We start from the raw sequence: 18,441 nt of genomic DNA on the forward strand, positions 1-18,441 counted from the left end.
TGTGCTCTGCAAGAAGATAGGGAGACTGGGTTTACGCGTCGGTGTTTTCAATGAGCAGCGCAATGCCCTGCCCGCCGCCCACGCAGGCGCTGGAGATGCCATAACGCAGCCCACGGCGGCGCAGCTCGCGCGCCAGGGTCACCGTCAGGCGCACGCCGGTGGCGGCCAGCGGGTGGCCCAGCGCAATCGCACCGCCGTTCACGTTGAGCTTGTTCAGATCGAGCCCCAGCTCGCGGCCCACGGCCAGGGTCTGTGCGCCCTGGGCTTCGTTGATTTCGAACAGGCCGATGTCATCCAGCGTGAGGCCGGTGCGTGCCAGCAGCGCGCGGATGGCCGGGGCGGGGCCGATGCCCATGTACTCCGGCGCCACACCCACGGCCGCCACGCCGCGCAGGCGGGCCAGGGGCTTCAGGCCGCGCTGCTGCACATAGGCATCGCTGGCCACCACGGCACCCACGGCGCCATCGACCAGGGCCGAGCTATTGCCCGCGGTCTGCACGCCGCCGGGGTAGACGGTGCGCAGCGCGGCCAGCGCTTCGACCGGCGACGGACGCGGGTGCGTGTCGCGGTCCAGCTGCGCCACCTTGCGCGGCAGCGTGATGCCGCGCGTGGCGTAGCCTTCCAGTTCAAATTTTTCGCTGACCACAGGCACGATCTCCCCCGCCAGGAAGCCGTCTTCCTGCGCCTTGAGCGCGCGGGCGAAGGACTGCGAGGCGTAGGCGTCCACGTCCTCGCGCGTGATGCCGTATTTTTTCGCCAGGTTCTCGGCCGTCTCGATCATGGTCACCGGGCCTGCGGTGTCGATCAGCGCTTCCATCAGGAAGTCCTTGAACTCCACGGGCGCGCCCAGCTTGAAGCCGGTGCGGTGTGTGTAGGCCGCAATCGGGTTGCGCGTCATGGACTCGGTGCCCACCACCAGCGCCACGTCGGTGTAGCCCAACGCGATCTGGTCGGCCGCCTGGCGGAACAGCTCGAAGCCCGTGCCGCAGATGCGCTGCACCAGGATAGAGGGCACATCCAGAGGAACGCCCGCGTACAGACCGATGTGGCGCGGCAGCACAAAGGCGTCGAAGTCCGCCTGCGCCATGGAGCCGGTGATGACCGAGCCCACATCGGCCGCTGGCACGCCGCTGCGCGCCAGCACCGCACGCGCCACCTTGATGCCCATGTCGGTGGGCGACACATGGCCTAGCGGGCCGCAGTAATCGACCATGGGCGTGCGCACGCCGTCCACCAGCCAGGCGTTCAGGGGGGCAGAGAAAGAGTTTTTTTCAGTGGTCATGGTCAGGCCTTGGAGGTGGTTTTGCTGTCGGTCACGCGCAGCACGGTGGCGTAGCCGGTGTCGCCCGCAGCGCAGCCGGTGAACAGGCCCACGCCGCCGCCGCGCAGCACCAGCTCTTCGATCAGTTCGATGATGGCGCGCATGCCGGTGGGTGCCTGGGGGTGGCCCCAGATGATGGAGCTGCCGTAGTTGTTCATGCGCTCCCAGGCAAAGCCGGTGTCGCGCGCCAGGGCGATGTCGTTCACGGCAAAGGGGTTGTGCGTCTTGATGGCCACCACGTCGCTGATGGACAGACCCGCGTTTTTCAGAGCATTGAACGCGGCAGGCGACGGTGCCATGGGCATGTAACCCGCCTCCACGCGTGACATGCCAAAGCCCAGGATCTCGATCTCGATGCCCGGGTCGGTGGCCACGGCGCGTGCCCGCTCGCGCGTGGTGACGATGGCGCCCGCGTTGCCGTCGGCCGGGTGCGTCTGGCCGCCAAAGGTGACGGTGCCGCCTTCCTTCACCGGCTTGAGCTTGGCCAAGCCCTCGGCCGTAGTCGGGAAGATGCCTTCATCGGCGCTGAGCGTGCCCGTCTGCTTGCGGAATTTCGAATCGGTCACCGGCACATCGGCCATGTAGCGCCTTTGAAAGGCGCGGTCCTCGGCCAGCGCCGCCTGGTACTGCGTGTAGCGGTGCAGCTTGAGCGCGTGCTGCTCTTCGGTGGTGATGCCGTAGCGCGCCGCCACGTTCTCGCCAGTCTGCAGCATGGGGTTCTTGGCGTAGGGGTCGTGGCCCATGTTGTCGGGCACCCAGTGTTCGGTGATGCCGTAGCCGCCGGTGCCGCTCGAATCCGGGTAGTACACCACCGGGCCGTTGGACTGGCGGTCGGCCATCACCAGCAGCGCGCTGGTGGCCGTGCCGCAGGCCACCTCTTGTGCGGCCATCTGCAGCGCACGCACACTGGTGGCGCAGGCCTGCTGCACCGTGGGGCCCGCCACGCGGTCGATGCCCATGAGGCCCGTGACCCAGGGCAGGCCGTAGAAGCTGCCCTTTTGCGGGTTGGTGATGCCGAGGATGGCCAGGTCCACCGCCGCCAAGTCGTAGCCCCGCGCCGCAAGCGCCTGCTTGCCCACGGCGGCCGCCAGCGGCAGCGCGTTGAGGTTGGCCAGCGTGCCCTGCCACTTGGCAAACGGGGACGACCAGTAGATACCGTAGGGGATGAAGGCGTTCATGGCAGATCCTTGGCAGCGGTTGAGCGGCGATTTTAGTTATTTATCATAACCAAATGACAACCCCGAAAAGCTAGGGAAACCACCTAGCAAAGACCGGCATCATGGCCTTGTTTTAGTTATTTTTGATAACCATAATTTCTCCAACTCACTCACACCACCATGACCAAGACCTCCGACATCTCCCTTGAAATCCGTGGCGACCGCGAGGAAGTCGCGGTCATCCGCCTCACCCGCCCCGCCAAGCGCAATGCGCTGAACGACGGCCTCATCCTGGCGCTTCGCGACGTGATGGACAACCTGCCCGCCAGCGTAGGCGCCGCCGTGATCGACGGCGAGGGCGAGCACTTCTGCTCGGGCCTGGACCTCTCGGAGCTGAAAGAGCGCGACGCGGGCCAGGGCCTGCACCACTCGCGCATGTGGCATGCGGCGCTCGACCGCGTGCAGTTCGGCCCCGTGCCCGTGGTGGCTGCGCTGCACGGTGCGGTGGTGGGCGGCGGGCTGGAGCTGGCCAGCGCCTGCCACATCCGCGTGGCCGACGAAACCACCTTCTACGCGCTGCCCGAAGGCTCGCGCGGCATCTTTGTGGGCGGCGGCGGCGCGGTGCGCATTCCGCGCCTGATCGGCACGGCGCGCATGACCGACATGATGATGACCGGCCGCGTCTACAACGCGGTGGACGGCGAGAAGGTGGGCTTTGCGCAATACCTCGTGCCCACCGGCACGTCCTTCGACAAGGCCTTCGAACTGGCCCAGCGCATCGCACAGAACGCGCCGCTGACCAACTACGCCCTGATGCACGCGCTACCCCGCATTGCCGAGCAGCCCGCCGACCAGGGCCTGATGGCCGAGGCCATGATGGCCGCCATTGCCCAGAGCGCGCCCGAGGCCAAGGCCCGCGTGCGCGCCTTCCTGGACGGCAAGGCCGCCAAGGTCAAGAAACAAGACTGAGCAGAACGCCTTCCGTTCACGCGCCAGCACCAGCCCCGAGACAAGCTCCATGACGGCAAACCTCCCCTCCCCCCGCTACCGGCCGCTGCGCTTTGGCGTGACCGAGGTCACCACCCGCCAGGGCGACAACGGCGTGGTCTATGTGCGCGCCACACAAGACCTGCAGCCCCACCCCGTGCGCCTGACCGACCGCCTGGCGCATTGGGCGCAGACAACGCCCGACCGCACCTGGATGGCCCAGCGCGTGAAGAACGCCGACGGCAGCCTGGGCGACTGGCGCCACATCAGCTACCGCGAGGCATGGGACAGCGCACGCCGCATTGCGCAGGCCCTGCTGGACCGCCAACTCAGCGCCGACCGCCCTGTGGCCATCCTGAGCGAAAACGACCTGGACCACGCCCTGCTGTCGCTGGGCTGCCTGGTGGCCGGTGTGCCGCAGTGCACGGTGTCGTCGGCCTACTCCACCGTGAGCAAGGACTACGACAAGCTGCGCCACGCCATCGACACGCTCACGCCCGGCCTGGTGTTTGCGAGCAATGCCGAGCGCTATGCCGCCGCCATCAACGCCACCGTGGGCACCGACGTGCATGTGGTGCTGGGCCAGGGCACGCTGCCGGGCCGCAGCACCACCCCCTTCAGCGCGCTGCTGGCCACCGAGGCCACGCCTGCCGTGGACGCCGCACACGCCGCCATCACGGGCGAGAGCATTGCCAAGTTCATGTTCACCTCGGGCTCCACCAAGGCGCCCAAGGCCGTGATCATCACGCACGGCATGTGGGCCGCCAACCTGCAGCAGATGAACCAGTCCATGCCCGTGCTGGTGGAGCAAGACCTGGTGCTGGTGGACTGGCTGCCGTGGAACCACACCTTTGGCGGCAACCACAACTTCGGCATCGTCATCTACAACGGCGGCACGCTGTACCTGGACGAAGGCAAGCCCACGCCCACCGGCATGGTCGAGACCATCCGCAACCTGCGCGAGATCGCGCCCACGGTGTACTTCAACGTGCCCACGGGTTTCGAGGTGATCGCGCACACCATGAAGACCGACGCGCAGCTGCGCAAGAACCTGCTCAGCCGCGTGCAGATGTTCTTCTTTGCCGCCGCCGCGCTGTCGCAGCCCATCTGGGATTCGCTGTTTGAGAGCGCCGAGCGCGAAGTGGGCGAGCGCATCGTGATGAACACCGGCCTGGGCATGACCGAAGGCTGCCCCTTCTGCGTGGCCGTGAACAGCCCCAACGTGCAGGCGGGCGACATCGGCGTGCCCACGCCGGGGCTGGAGCTGAAACTGGTGCCCGTGGATGGCAAGGTCGAGGTGCGTTATCGCGGCCCCAACATCACGCAGGGCTACTGGCGCAACGCCGAGGCCACGCAAGAGGCGTTCGACGAAGAAGGCTTCTACTGCTCGGGCGACGCCGTGAAGTGGATCGACGAGAACGACCTGAACAAGGGCCTGAAGTTTGACGGCCGCATTGCCGAGGACTTCAAGCTCAGCACCGGCACCTTTGTGAGCGTGGGCCCCATGCGCGCCAAGGTCATTGCCGGCTGCGCGCCCTATGTGCAGGACGCCGTCATCACCGGCATCAACCTCAAGGAAGTGGGCGCGCTGCTGATCCCCACGCAGAGCATCCGCGCACTGGCAGGCCTGCCGGACGGCGCCAGCCTGCAGCAGGTGCTGGAGAGCGCGCCCGTGCAGCAGCACTTCCAGACAGTGATCAACCAGCTGGCCGCGCAGGCCACGGGCAGCGCCACGCGCGTGGCCCGCGCCCACCTGATGGCCGAGCCGCCCTCGCTCGACAAGGGCGAGATCACCGACAAGGGCTCCATCAACCAGCGCGCCGTGCTCAAGCACCGCGCCGACCTGGTGAACGCGCTGCACGACGGCAGCCTGCCGTTCACCCTCGTTCCCCACCATTGAACCGAAGCAACAAGGACACCACCATGCAGATTCAAGGACAAGCCGCCCTCGTGACCGGCGGCGCATCGGGCCTCGGTGAAGCCACCGCCCGCGCACTGGCCGCCCAGGGCGCCAAGGTCGCAGTGCTGGACCGCAATGCCGAACTGGCCGAGAAGGTGGCTGCAGACATCAATGGCATCGCCTGCCCCTGCGACATCACCGACCCCGCCAGCGTGCAAGCCGCCATCGACAAGGCCGCTGCCGCCCACGGCCCCGCGCGCATCCTGATGAACGTGGCGGGCATCGGCAGCGCCAAGCGCGTGGTGCAGCGCGACGGCAGCGCGGCACCGCTGGAAGACTTTGTGCGCGTGGTCAACATCAACCTGATCGGCACCTACAACGTGAGCCGCTTGTTTGCCGCTGCCTGCAGCAAGCTCGACGTGCTGGACAACGGCGAGCGCGGCGTGATGATGTTCACCGCCTCCGTCGCTGCCTTTGACGGCCAGGTGGGCCAGCAGGCCTACAGCGCATCGAAGGCGGGCCTGGCCGGCATGACGCTGCCCATGGCGCGCGACCTGGCGCAGCACGCCATCCGCGTGTGCACCGTGGCGCCCGGCCTGTTTGCCACGCCGCTGATGAAGGAACTGCCCGAGGCCGTGCAGCAGTCGCTGGCCGCCAGCATCCCCTTCCCGCCGCGCCTGGGCAAGCCCGAAGAGTTTGCCGAGCTGGCCTGCCACATCGTGACCAACGGGCACCTGAACGGCGAAGTCATTCGCCTGGATGGCGCCCTGCGCATGGCGCCACGCTGATCCATTTTTTCTTTCCCCCGCCCCCAGAGCTTTCAACGACACACAGGAGACAACACCATGACCATCACCCGCCGACAACTCGTCCAGGCCTTTGGCGCCAGCGCCGCGCTGGGCGCCCTGCACCCCTTTGCTGCCCACGCCCAGGTGGACCAGGTGAAGGTGTACTTCGGCTTCCCTGCGGGCAGCTCGGGCGACACCGTGGCCCGCCGCGTGGCAGAAAAATGGGGCGGCTCGGCGTTCAGCAAGAACGCGGGTGTGGTGGAGAACAAGCCCGGCGCGGGCGGCCGCATTGCACTGGAGACGCTGAAGGGCGCACCCGCCGACGGCTCGGTGCTGGCCGTGGCACAGGTGTCGGCCATTGCCAACTACCCGCACATCTACAGCAAGATGAACTACACCGACAAGGACTTCGCGCCCGTGTCGATCGCGGCCATCATGCACCACGGCCTGGCCGTGGGTCCCATGGTGCCCGCCAGCGTGAAGAACGTGAAGGACTTCCTGGCCTGGGCCAAGGCCAACCCCAAGGACGCGAGCTACGGCTCGCCCGGTGCGGGCTCCACGCCCCACTTTTTGGGCGCGCTCCTGGGCATCAACAGCGGCGTGGACCTTCGCCACGTGCCCTACCGTGGCTCCATCCCCGGCGTGACGGACGTGGTGGGCGGCCAGGTGGCAGCCATGGTCACGCCACACGGTGACTTCATCGCCAACTACAAGGCGGGCAAGCTGCGCATCCTGGCCACCTCGGGCCCCAAGCGCTCCATCTACGTGCCCGATGTGCCCACGTTTGCCGAGCAAGGCTTCCCTGAGCTGACCACCGAAGAGTGGTTCGGCTTCTACGCCCCGGCCGCCACGCCCAAGCCGGTGATTGCCGCCGCCAACGCTGCCATCAACGCCGCGCTGAAGGAAAAGTCGGTCATCGACAGCCTGGCCATCGTGGGCCTGATGCCCCACGGCTCCACGCCCGAGGAGCAAGCGCGTTGGCAGAAGGCCGAGTACGACACCTGGGGCCCGCTGATCAAGAAGATTGGCTTTACCGCAGATTCCTGAGCTCCCCCTGAGGCGCTGGCGCGCCTTCCCCCCTGAGGGGGGACGCCACCAGCGCGGCGGGGCGGCCCTTGCGCGGTGGCCCTCGCCTGGGCCGCGCCGGTATCGACGGGCGTGAGCGCAGCGGTCGTTCATCGCCATGCACCCCCACCCGTTCGGGCTGAGCCTGTCGAAGCCAGGGCGCAAGCAGTCGCCCCACTTCTTCAGAGAAATTTAGAAGAAAACAGCCGTTACCGCGCGTCCATCAAGCGTTAATAGCTATCAAATCAAGAGCAATCCATGCAAGCACGCCAGGCCCTCACCGACATCCAGTTCCTGCTGACCGAGGTGCTGCAGGCCCCTGCGCGGTGGCAGGCGCTGGCGCCGTTTGCCGACACCGATGGCGAGCTGGCTGCGCAGGTGCTGGAGGAAGCCGCCAAGTTTGTGGACAGCGCCGTGGCGCCGCTGCAGCGCACGGGCGACGAGGTGGGTTGCCGGTTTGACGCAGGCCAGGTGCACACGCCACCCGGCTTCCGCGACGCCTACCAGGCCTTCTGGCAAGGCGGCTGGCCCGCACTGGCCTGCGCGCCCGAGGACGGCGGCCAGGGCCTGCCTGCGGTGCTCGAATGCGTGCTGTTTGAATGGCTGGCCGGTGCCAACCATGGCTGGACCATGGCGCCCGGCCTGCTGCATGGCGCGTACGAATGCATCAAGCACCACGCCAGCGATGCCCTGAAGGCGCAGTACCTGGAAAAGGTGGCCACCGGCGAATGGCTGGCCACCATGTGCCTGACCGAAGCCCACGCGGGCAGCGACCTGGGCCTGGTGCGCACACGCGCCGTGCCCCAGCCCGACGGCAGCGCGCGGGTGAACGGCAGCAAGATCTTTATCTCCGGCGGCGAACACGACCTGACGGACAACATCGTGCACCTGGTGCTGGCGCGTTTGCCCGATGCACCTGCGGGGCCCAAGGGACTGTCGCTGTTTCTGGTGCCCAAGGTGCTTCAGGACGGAACACGCAATGCCGTGGTCTGCGAGCGCATCGAAGAAAAGATGGGCCTGCACGGCAGCCCCACCTGCGTGATGCGCTTTGACGACGCCACCGGCTGGCTGGTGGGCGAGCCCAACAAGGGCCTCGCCGCCATGTTCGTGATGATGAACGCCGCGCGCCTGCACGTGGGCCTGCAAGGCATCGGCCTGCTGGAGGCCGCGTGGCAAAAGGCCAGCGCCTACGCGGCAGAGCGCCGCCAGATGCGCGCCCCCGGCGCCAAGGACACCAGCCTCATTCAAGACCACCCCGTCATCCGCCGCACGCTGCACACCCAGCGCGCCTGGATCGACGGCGGCCGCGTGCTGGCCTACCACACGGCCTTACAACTCGACATCGCCAAACACAGCACCGACGCGGGCGAGCGCGCCGCCGCGCAGCGCTGGTGTGCGCTGGTCACGCCCGTGCTCAAGGCCGCGCTCACCGACCAAGGCTTCCATGGCGCCAGCGCCTGCCTGCAGGTGTTTGGCGGCCACGGCTACGTGAGCGAATGGGGCATCGAGCAGATCGTGCGCGACGCGCGCGTGGCCATGATCTACGAGGGCACCAACGAGATCCAGGCGATTGACCTGCTGGTGCGCAAGGTACTGGCCGACGGCGGCCAGGGCCTGGCCGCGCTGCTGGCCACGCTGCCCGGCGCAGCGCCCAGCCCTGCTGCCAGCGCACGCCGCCATGCGCTGGTCGAGATCACACAAACCCTGGCGATTGCCGCGCAGACCGACCCCGAACTGCCCTACTGGGTGGCCGACGACTACCTGCGCGCGGTGGCGCTGGTGCTGCTGGACTGGGCCTGGGGCGAGATCAGCGCCGTGGCCCAAGGCGAGCGGGGGAGCGAGCCGCCCCAGGCTCCCGAACGCTGGAGCACCCCGGCCCAGGCGCTGGCCCAGTGGGTGCTGCCCGAGTTCGAAATGCGCGCCGCCATGTTGCGCCAGCGCATTGCCAAGGCGCTGGAAATCAAGCCAAAAATGGCTGCTACCGCCTGATGCATAAGCATTTGTAGCTACTGAATTCGTAGCAAAACACACCCCAACCACCCCATCTCCCACAACGTGTTGAGGCCACGTTGCGGGTTTCCTTGCGCCTCAAAAATAAATGGAGACAACAGCATGAACCGTACGAAAAGAAGAATGCGCTGGCACCCTCTCGCCCTGTCGGCCCTGCCGGTGGCGCTGCTGGTCGGTTGCGGAGGGGGATCGTCCGACAATGCCCCGCCCCAGCTCACGGCCGCCACCCCTGCCACCCTTCAGGCCTGCACCAATCTGGTCAACACCCTGGCCCTGCCCGACACGCGCATCACCTCGTCCGAGCTGGTGCCCGAAGGGCCGCTGACGCTGCAGAACTTCACCACCCAGGCGCCTGCGCACTGTCTCGTCAAAGGCAAGATGAAGGAGCGCACCAGTACCGTGGACGGCGCCAGCTACGCCATCGGTTTTGAGATCCGCATGCCCGTGGCCTGGAACGGGCGCTTTCTGCACCAGGCCAATGGCGGCCTGGATGGCAGCGTCGTGGTCGCACTGGGCTCGGTGAGCGGCGCCGCACCCGTAGCCCCGGGGTTGGTGCAAGGCTTTGCGGTGCTCAGCTCCGATGCGGGCCACGGTGCACCCACGCCGTTCTTTGGCGTGGACCCACAGGCCCGGCTGGACTATGGCTACCAGGCAGTGGGCACGCTCACCCCCATGGCCAAGAACCTCATCAAGAGCGCTTACGGCAAGGCACCCGACCGCTCGTACCTGGCCGGCTGCTCCAACGGCGGACGCCACGCCATGGTGGGCGCTTCGCGCTATGCCGATCAATACGACGGCATCCTGGCGGGCAACCCCGGTTTTCACCTGCCCAAGGCCGCCACCACCCAACTGTGGAAGGCCCAGCAATACGCCAAGGTATCGACCAAGGACGCAGGCACCGGCCTGCCCGACCTGAACACCGCCGTGACACCGGCCGAGTTCAAGCTCATCAGCAGCAAGATCGTGGCAAAGTGCGACGCGCTGGACGGTGTGGCCGACGGCCAGGTCAACGACGTGGCCGCCTGCCAGACCGCTTTCAACCTGCAGACCGACGTGCCCACCTGCACCGGTGCGCGCGACGGCTCGTGCATCACCAGCGAACAAAAGAGCGTGCTGGCCAGCGTCTTTGCGGGCCCCAAGAACAGCAAGGGCGAAGCGCTGTACACCGGCACCTGGTGGGATCCCGGCATTGCGGGCGCCAACTTTGCGTCATGGCACTTCGGCTCGCCCGCAACGCGCGATGCGGGTGCGGTGGCCTTCATCTTCACCTCGCCTCCATCCACCGTGGCAGCGTTTACCGCCATCCCCGGCATGCAGTACGCGCTGAATTTCAGCATGGAGACCGATTACCCCAAGATGTTCGCCACCACAACGCAGTACACCGAGTCGCCCTGGTCGTACATGACCCCGCCGAATGAAGCGGACCTGAGCACGCTGAAAAACCGGGGCGCCAAGATGATCGTCTTCCACGGCGTGGCCGATGGCGTTTTCTCGCCCACGGACACCGCCAACTGGATGGACCGCCTCCAGGCCAACCACAGCGGCAAGGCCGATGCGTTTGCGCGCCTGTTCCTGGTGCCGGGCATGAACCACTGCTCGGGCGGCCAGGCCACCGACCAGTTCGACATGCTGGCCCCGCTGGTGGCCTGGGTGGAACAGGGCAAGGCGCCCGACAGCGTAACGGCGAAGGCACGCGGTGCGGGGGCCAACATGGTCAACGCCGAGCTGCCCGCCAGCTGGTCCGCCAACCGCACCCGGCCGCTGTGTGTGTACCCCAAGGTCGCACGCTACAACGGCACGGGTGACATCGAAAGCGCCAGCAGCTTCAGCTGCAAGTAGCGCCCCCAAGGCCCTGGCCCCTGCGGCCCGGGCCTTTTTCTTGGGGTGTGCCCCTTCGCCCACAGCGCGGGGGCACACCCTCCACCCTTCGGAGCCCCGCATGCCATACCCTCTCACGCGCCCCCTCCCCCTGTCGGCCCTGGCCATGGCCCTGGTCGGCACCGCCACGCTGCTGGCGGGCTGCGCCAGCGCGCCGCGCACCACGCCCCCACCGCAGTTGGGCGCCGCCACCCCAGCCACGCTGAAAAACTGCACCACGCTGGCCCAGAGCCTTGCGCTGCCCGACACGCGCATCACCTCGGCAGAGATGGTGGCCGAAGGCCCGATCACCCTGCAGGGCAACACCACCCAGGCGCCCGCGCACTGCCTCGTCAAAGGCAAGATGAAAGAGCGCACCGGCCCCGTGGACGGCGCCAGCTACGCCATCGGTTTTGAGATCCGCCTGCCCGTCAATTGGAACGGCCGCTTTCTGCACCAGGCCAATGGCGGGCTGGACGGCAGCGTGGTGACCGCGCTCGGCTCCGTCAGCGGCGCCGCGCCCGTGGCGCCCGGCCTGGTGCAAGGCTTTGCCGTGCTCAGCTCCGACGCAGGCCACGGCGCCCCCACACCCTTCTTCGGGCTGGACCCCCAGGCCCGGCGCGACTACGGCTACCAGGCCGTGGGCACCCTCACACCCATGGCCAAGGACCTGATCAAAGGCGCCTACGGCAAGGGCCCCGACCGCTCGTACATCGCAGGCTGCTCCAACGGCGGGCGCCACGCCATGGTGGCCGCATCGCGCTATGCCGACCAGTACGACGGCGTGCTGGCGGGCAACCCCGGCTTCAGCCTGCCCAAGGCCGCAACGGCCCAGCTGTGGAAGGCCCAGCAATACGCCAAGGTTTCCCCCACCGGAGCCAACGGCCAACCCGACCTGACCAAAGCCGTGAGCCCCGCCGAGTTCCAGCTCATCGCCCGCAAGATCGTGGAGCGCTGCGACGCGCTGGACGGCGCCACCGACGGCCAGGTGAACGACGTGCAAGCCTGCCAGGCCGCATTCAACCTGCAGCGCGATGTGCCCACCTGCACCGCGGCCAACAATGCCAACACTGCGCGGGATGGATCGTGCATCTCTGCCGAGCAAAAGAACGTGCTGGCCAGCATCTTCGCCGGGCCCAAGAACAGCAAGGGCGAAGCGCTGTACACCGGCACCTGGTTCGACCCCGGCGTGGCGGGCAGCAACTTTGCGTTCTGGCACTTCAACGCCCCCACCACGCGCGACGCGGGGGCCGTGGCCTTCTTGTTCACCACACCGCCTTCCACCCTGGACGCCTTCAAGGCCACCACCGGCCTGCAGTACGCGCTGAACTTCAGCATGGACGCGGACTACCCCAAGATGTTCGCCACCACGCCGGTCTACACCGAGTCATCGTGGTCGTACATGACTCCGCCCAACGCCGCTGACCTGGGCGCCCTGCGCAACCGGGGCGCCAAGATGATGGTCTACCACGGCGTGGCCGACGGCGTGTTCTCGCCCATCGACACCGCAAACTGGATGGACCGCGTGCAGGCAACCCACGGCGGCAAGGCCGACGACTTTGCCCGCCTGTACCTGGTGCCCGGCATGAACCACTGCTCCGGCGGCCCCGCCACCGACCAGTTCGACATGCTGGCCCCGCTGGTGGCGTGGGTGGAACAAGGCAAGGCGCCTGAGAGCGTGACGGCCAAGGCGCGCGGCGCGGGCGCCAATGTGGTGAATGCAGAGCTGCCTGCCAGTTGGTCTGCCAACCGCACCCGGCCGCTGTGTGTGTATCCGAAGGTGGCGCGGTACAACGGGACGGGGGATGTGGAGAGTGCGGGGAGTTTTAGCTGCAAGTGAGGGGGAATTGAAAGTGAGAAGCCCGGCTCGTGCCGGGCCTTTTTCGCGACGATTTGGGGATAAAGCTTTGATGGGGTAAATGACGCTCATCACTGTTCCGCTCGCGTTGCTTACCAATGAGAAGCTGGCCCAGTCGATTCACTAGATACGGCGACCATCTATACCGCAGCCTATTTGCGCATACGGTTCTGAACGCGACCGCGTGGCTCCATAGCGCAGGTGTTCAGGAACTGCGAATACAACTGGAGAAAAGGCCACGCCGCGCTCTTCAAAGAACCTCTCAAGAAGCGTCACAATCTGTTCAACGAGGATTTGAAGGGAGAACGCTATAGCAACCCTTCCTATAGCCAGTGCCGCCGATTGGGACCCCGAATCCTGGAACCGGCTTTGAACGCTGGCCCCCTCGCGCTGACCCGTTCCGAAGGCCAGGAGTACCAGAATGAGGCGGTAGACCCCGTTGGGGGATGCGGCCTGCGATCCCTGATCCAGGTACGAGCACTCTGCGCAGAGTGCCAAGCCTCACCTGGACTACCCGAATGTCAGGGCGATGGGCGACGACGCCGCTACTGCGGCAGATCGAGCACTTTGTCCCGGCAGTAAACCGATTCGAGCTTGGAGTAGCTCGCTCTGTTCTCCGGGATTTCAGATCTGTCCACTCCTGAAACGACTCGGTTATAGAAGAACCGCTTGTAGCCTACATAGCCGCCGTAGGAATTCTTGGCGTTGATCTCACCACAAAGGGTCGGCGTCGTCCTGTTGCTGATGAAAACATCCCTGTAGAGCACAGAGTCCGGATCTTTGAAGTCGTGGGTGATCGACCGCTTTGCCGCCAGCACGAATGCCCCGTGATTGCCGCCTTGAATTTGGGCCGCGTCTGCCTCCGCCAACGCCATCCTGCGGCGCCGTTCTGCTTCGGCAAGCTTGTATTCCTGCAATGTATATACCCGGTGGTCTGCCCAAATGGCTTCGATCACGGCGTTATCAATGTCCACCGAGCATACGATTTCCTGGCCAAGGTTGTTGAGCGCGACGTTCACAGCACCTTGCATGCTGAGATGCGTTCCGCCGTCATCCCTAGCGTTTGTTGCAGCGGGAAGCTCCCGCTGGCAGATCCCTTGATACAGCGTGAAGGATTCAGCCGCCGCGCGTCGCGATGTCTCGACGGCCTTCATAATCCTCAGCTGCTCCTCCTGAGGCATCGTTCCGTTGTGGGCGCACCCATACAGCGCGCAAAGCGCGAGCACTACGGATCCTATGTACTTCATCCCTCTCTCCTTAATGGTGTGTCGTGAGGCACAACAATTTGATTGTCGCAGGGCTCAGGGCCGAGTAAGCCAATGCATTGGGGGGAAACGCAAGGCCGGGACGCCCAAGCCACACCAATGCAGCCAGATATGTCGCGACCTGTCCGCCAGACCGGTAGGCGAAGGTCGAGAGGGGCGTCAAAGCCGTGGACAAGCCTTGTGTATGGAGCGGAGCCAGTTTTCGTAGAGTAGGAGATCACCGTCTCCGGAGCTGGTCAGTTGCGGGCCTGTGCGGATTTGAATGCTCTGTTGTTGCCTGAAGGGCAGTTAGCAAGGGGTTTGCCGGATTTTTGTACGCGGATGGTTTGAACAGTCCCGCAGCGCCAACCCTGAGCAATACGCAACTTTTCCTCACTTCGCGATGGGGTTGGCTCTATGAACTATCGATCAGCACAATGACTACGATTCGTTGCACTGCAGACATCCAACCGCTGAACCGCGCGACCTCCGGTTTCGAAGCCCGCCGTCGCAGGTCACTAAGTTTGAACGACAGCAATCAGCCACACGGCTTCCGCCAATCTGCATGACACAACCAATGCTATAGCGAATGGACTCAGGCTCTGATGCGAGGCGTGATCGCGGGCTGCAAGTAGCGCTAATCGGTGCAAGCCTTTGACTAATCTGCCGGGACCCAAACAAAGCCCCGATAGGCACCGCACCAAAGCGCGCCGCAACGATCAAAACGTCAACCCCACAAAGTTCTCTGCCAACGACCATAGCGCCTTCTCTGACGCGAACAGATACGCTCGGTCCGCGTCCTGCAGCGTCCGGTCGTAGACCAGTGGCTCTGGGAAAGTGGCGGCATGGTGGTCATCCACCACGAGAAGGGCTAGGCCTTTCACACGCGGGCCAGAGCCTTCTCGGAGTATTTGTGGAGGCCGGTGCTGTCGCCGTTTTGGTGGTGAGCGACCATGGCGTGGCACAGGCAGATAGAAATCTGGTGCCCCGCAGACCATCGCAGGGCATCAACCGACTACTCCGGCGCGCCCGGCGTGCGTTCTGTTGGCATTTGCGATCTGCTCGCTTCGTTCTTCGCCTTCTTCCCTTGGTCGTAATGCCACTTGATGGCGAAGAACATGCCGGTGCCGAATACGGCCACCTTGAACACAATGAAGACTATCGGGACCCAATCCATCTTGGAGACTTTCCTGGCTGTTGATTAGCACTCAATACCGAGCAGTGCACTGCCTCAAAACGCTGCGTCCGCAGCTTCATCGTGCTCAAGCCATCGTCGAACCGCACATCGACACCACTGGGCAAATGATCTGAAAACTTGGTGCGATGCTATCGGGCCTGCTGTGCGGGCGTAAGCATCAGTTCTGCTTAAATTTTGCGTAGCAGATGGAGATCGCCGTGCTGGGCGGCTGCATGGAAAGCGACTTCGTCATGGGGGCCGTACGTGGCCGCAGTGCGCAGGCCATAGAGCGCGCCGGGAGTGCGCGGAAGGACCACAGGTTGCACTCAACGCCGATGCGGGCACACCAAAAAGGCCTGGATGAGGGAACCCCATGCAAGCCTTTGATTGGGTGACAGTGCTAATGCCGGATGCTCAGAACGGCAACCCCACATAGTTCTCCGCCAGCGACCCCAACGCCTTCTCCGACGAGAACAGATACGCCAGGTCCGTGTCCTGCAGCTTCTGGTCGTACGCGATGGAATCCGGAAAGGTGTGCAGCATGGTCGTCATCCACCACGAGAAGCGCTGGGCCTTCCAAACGCGGGCCAGGGCCTTTTCGGAGTATTTGTCCAGGCCGGTGCTGTCGCCGTTTTGGTAGTGCGCGACCATGGCGTGGTGCAGGTAGTAGATGTCGGACGCGGCGCTGTTCAGGCCCCGCGCGCCGGTGGGCGGCACGATGTGGGCGGCGTCGCCTGCCAGGAACAGGTTGCCGTAGCGCATGGGCTCGGCCACAAAGGAGCGCAGGGGGGCGATGGACTTTTCGATGGATGCGCCCGTAATCAGCTTGTCGGCCACCTCGGCGGGCAGGCGGCGCTTGAGCTCGGCCCAGAAGGCTTCGTCGGACCAGTCTTCCACGTTGTCGGTCAGCGGCACCTGGATGTAGTAGCGGCTCAGCACCTGCGAGCGCAGCGAGCACAGCGCAAAGCCGCGTTCGTGCTTGGCGTAGATCAGCTCGGGCGAGACGGGCTTGGTGCGCGAGAGCACGCCCAGCCAGCCGAAGGGGTAGACCTTTTCATACTCTTTGAGCACGTCGCGTGGAATGGACTTGCGGCTCACGCCGTGAAAGCCGTCGGCGCCGATGACAAAGTCGCAGTCGATGCGCACCACCTCGTCGCCATTGCGGTAGGTCACATACGGGTTGGCGCTTTTCAGGTTGTGCGGCTGCACGTCTTCGGCGTTGTGGATGACGACGCCCTTCATGCGGTCGCGCGCTTCGTACAGGTCGCGCGTCAGCTCGGTCTGGCCGTACACCACCACAGAGCTGCCGCCGCTGTACTTGTGCAAATCGACCCGGTCCATCTGGCCGTCGTGGGCAATGATGAAGCCGTCGTGGATCTCGCCTTCCTTGTCCATGCGCTCGCCGCATTGGGCCTCGCGCATCAGCGCAGCAAAGCCATGCTCCAGCACGCCTGCCCGTATGCGGCCCAGCACGTATTCGCGGCTTTGGCGCTCCAGCACGATGGTGGCTATGCCCTTGAGGTGCAAGAGCTGCGAGAGCATGAGGCCCGAGGGGCCTCCGCCGATGATGCAAACCTGGGTTTTCATGGTGTCTCCTGGTGTGGTTGGTGCGTTCATGACATTGATCAAACGGACCACCCAAAGATACGTGGCACAGTCGCCGCGTTGAATGGACGGATGGAGCCAGAACATGCACTTTTCGAACATCGATGGCATCCGCTCGTACAGCCTGTTTGGCGAGTCGCAGCACCTGCCCGATGTGCTGCACTGCGAGACGATTGCCGAGCGCTCGGTGCTGCACGACTGGGAGCTGGCGCCGCACCGGCACACGCGGCTGCACCAGGTGCTGCTGATCACCTCGGGTGGGGGCATGGCGCACCTGGACGGCGAGCGGGTGCCGCTGTTTGCCGGTGCGCTCATCAACGTGCCGCAAGGGCATGTGCACGCATTCCGCTTTACGCAGCACACGCAGGGCTGGGTGGCCACGCTGGCCGATGAACTGATGGACGAGATTTTTGTGCGCGTGGGCGATGTGCGGCGCGACCTGGCGCGGCCCGCCGTGGCGCCCGCGCCGCCACAGCTGCACCAGGCCATGGGCCAGGTCTGGCAGGAGTTCTCGGGCCGCGCCAAGGCGCGTGCGCTGGTGCTGCGGGGCTTGAGCGCCACGCTGCTGGGCTGGGTGGCCCGCGCGATGGAAGAGCACAGCCCGGGCGACGCGGCAGCGCCAGAGTCCAGCCTGGTACAGCGGCTGGAGGCGCTGATCGAGGCGCATTTTCTGGAGCACTGGCAGGTGGCGGACTATGCGCGGGCGCTGGCCGTGTCGCCCACGCACCTGAGCCGCGTGGCGCGGGCCGCCACCGGCGTGTCGGCCCAGCGGCTGATAGAGGCGCGGCTGATGCGCGAGGCGCGGCGCAACCTGGCCTACACCCACCTGGGCGTGGCCACCATTGCCTACACGCTGGGCTATGCCGACCCGGCGTACTTCACCCGCGCCTTCACGCGCGACGCGGGGCTGTCACCACGTGCGTTTCGGGCGCAGGTGGCGGCATCGGCGCCCGCCCCAGCGATGTGATGGCGGGTGACAGGCTGCTGACACGCCGCTGTCAGCAGCCCCCGCTCACCATCGGGGCTTCTTTCTTTCCATCACCCATTGAACGACAAGGAGCCTTTCATGAAAAATGCCATCGCCTGGTTCGAAATCCCCACCACCCAGCTGGACCGCGCCCAGGCCTTTTACGAGGCCGTGCTGGGCCAGCCCATGCGCCGCGAGAACATGGGCCCGAGCGAAGGCGCTGTGTTTGCCTACGACCCCGAAGCCGATGGCGCAGGCGGCGCGCTGATGATGGGGCCAACTGCCCCGCAGGTGTCGGGCAGCGGCACGCTGGTGTACCTGGACGCATCGCCCTCGCTCGACGCCGCGCTGGACCGCGCGGTGGCCCACGGCGGCCGCGTGGCCCTGCCCCGCCAGGCGCTGCCGCCGGGCATGGGGTTCTTTGCGCACATCCACGATCTGGATGGCAACCGCGTGGGTCTGCACGCGCCGGATTGAAGCCAGGACGCACCGACGGTCTACAAAA

At 65.8% G+C, this 18,441-nt stretch carries 14 protein-coding genes; 9 read left to right on the forward strand and 5 right to left on the reverse strand.

What is annotated here, in order from left to right:
- Positions 1 to 31: 31 nt before the first annotated feature.
- Both A1D30_RS12420 and A1D30_RS12425 read right to left on the reverse strand, forming a co-directional pair.
- On the reverse strand, positions 32 to 1,282 hold the full coding sequence (locus A1D30_RS12420) for a thiolase family protein (protein ID WP_063461038.1): 1,251 nt from the start codon (positions 1,280 to 1,282) through the stop codon (positions 32 to 34).
- A 2-nt stretch (positions 1,283 to 1,284) separates the two neighbouring features.
- On the reverse strand, positions 1,285 to 2,499 hold the full coding sequence (locus A1D30_RS12425; protein ID WP_063461039.1) for a thiolase family protein: 1,215 nt from the start codon (positions 2,497 to 2,499) through the stop codon (positions 1,285 to 1,287).
- Positions 2,500 to 2,658: 159 nt separating this feature from the next.
- Between A1D30_RS12425 and A1D30_RS12430 the strand changes: the two genes are divergently transcribed.
- From A1D30_RS12430 to A1D30_RS12460, 7 genes are all read left to right on the forward strand, one after another.
- Positions 2,659 to 3,447 carry a crotonase/enoyl-CoA hydratase family protein gene (locus A1D30_RS12430; RefSeq protein ID WP_063461040.1) on the forward strand — a complete coding sequence of 263 codons (789 nt, stop codon included), beginning with the start codon at positions 2,659 to 2,661 and terminating at the stop codon, positions 3,445 to 3,447.
- A gap of 49 nt (positions 3,448 to 3,496) precedes the next feature.
- Positions 3,497 to 5,365 (forward strand): feruloyl-CoA synthase, encoded by a 1,869-nt coding sequence (locus A1D30_RS12435; protein ID WP_063461041.1) that lies wholly within the window; start codon positions 3,497 to 3,499, stop codon positions 5,363 to 5,365.
- 23 nt (positions 5,366 to 5,388) lie between these two features.
- On the forward strand, positions 5,389 to 6,153 hold the full coding sequence (locus A1D30_RS12440) for an SDR family NAD(P)-dependent oxidoreductase (RefSeq protein ID WP_063461073.1): 765 nt from the start codon (positions 5,389 to 5,391) through the stop codon (positions 6,151 to 6,153).
- A 57-nt stretch (positions 6,154 to 6,210) separates the two neighbouring features.
- A complete protein-coding gene (locus tag A1D30_RS12445) occupies positions 6,211 to 7,200 on the forward strand; it encodes a Bug family tripartite tricarboxylate transporter substrate binding protein (RefSeq protein WP_063461042.1) in 990 nt (329 codons plus the stop codon).
- A 276-nt stretch (positions 7,201 to 7,476) separates the two neighbouring features.
- Positions 7,477 to 9,207, forward strand: coding sequence for an acyl-CoA dehydrogenase family protein (locus tag A1D30_RS12450; protein ID WP_063461043.1), 1,731 nt, complete (start codon positions 7,477 to 7,479; stop codon positions 9,205 to 9,207).
- Between the two features lie 144 nt (positions 9,208 to 9,351).
- Entirely contained in the window at positions 9,352 to 11,067 is a 1,716-nt protein-coding gene (locus A1D30_RS12455; protein ID WP_063461044.1) for a tannase/feruloyl esterase family alpha/beta hydrolase, read from the forward strand.
- A 100-nt stretch (positions 11,068 to 11,167) separates the two neighbouring features.
- On the forward strand, positions 11,168 to 12,925 hold the full coding sequence (locus A1D30_RS12460; RefSeq protein WP_063461045.1) for a tannase/feruloyl esterase family alpha/beta hydrolase: 1,758 nt from the start codon (positions 11,168 to 11,170) through the stop codon (positions 12,923 to 12,925).
- A 563-nt stretch (positions 12,926 to 13,488) separates the two neighbouring features.
- Here the strand turns inward: A1D30_RS12460 and A1D30_RS12465 are convergent.
- From A1D30_RS12465 to pobA, 3 genes are all read right to left on the reverse strand, one after another.
- Complete coding sequence (locus A1D30_RS12465; RefSeq protein WP_063461046.1) at positions 13,489 to 14,190, reverse strand: hypothetical protein; 702 nt, start codon at positions 14,188 to 14,190, stop codon at positions 13,489 to 13,491.
- A gap of 1,012 nt (positions 14,191 to 15,202) precedes the next feature.
- The gene (locus A1D30_RS26035) at positions 15,203 to 15,364 is read right to left on the reverse strand and encodes a hypothetical protein (protein WP_199865977.1); all 162 of its coding nucleotides are present in this window, start codon (positions 15,362 to 15,364) and stop codon (positions 15,203 to 15,205) included.
- Between the two features lie 414 nt (positions 15,365 to 15,778).
- On the reverse strand, positions 15,779 to 16,951 hold the full coding sequence (gene pobA, locus A1D30_RS12475; protein WP_063461048.1) for a 4-hydroxybenzoate 3-monooxygenase: 1,173 nt from the start codon (positions 16,949 to 16,951) through the stop codon (positions 15,779 to 15,781).
- A gap of 103 nt (positions 16,952 to 17,054) precedes the next feature.
- On the opposite strand from pobA, the gene A1D30_RS12480 reads away from it, so the two are divergent.
- Positions 17,055 to 17,936 (forward strand): helix-turn-helix domain-containing protein, encoded by an 882-nt coding sequence (locus A1D30_RS12480; RefSeq protein WP_082836434.1) that lies wholly within the window; start codon positions 17,055 to 17,057, stop codon positions 17,934 to 17,936.
- A gap of 99 nt (positions 17,937 to 18,035) precedes the next feature.
- Positions 18,036 to 18,413, forward strand: coding sequence for a VOC family protein (locus A1D30_RS12485; protein ID WP_063461074.1), 378 nt, complete (start codon positions 18,036 to 18,038; stop codon positions 18,411 to 18,413).
- Positions 18,414 to 18,441 lie beyond the last annotated feature (28 nt).

This window comes from Acidovorax sp. GW101-3H11 (assembly GCF_001633105.1).
Classification (GTDB): Bacteria; Pseudomonadota; Gammaproteobacteria; order Burkholderiales; family Burkholderiaceae_C; genus Acidovorax.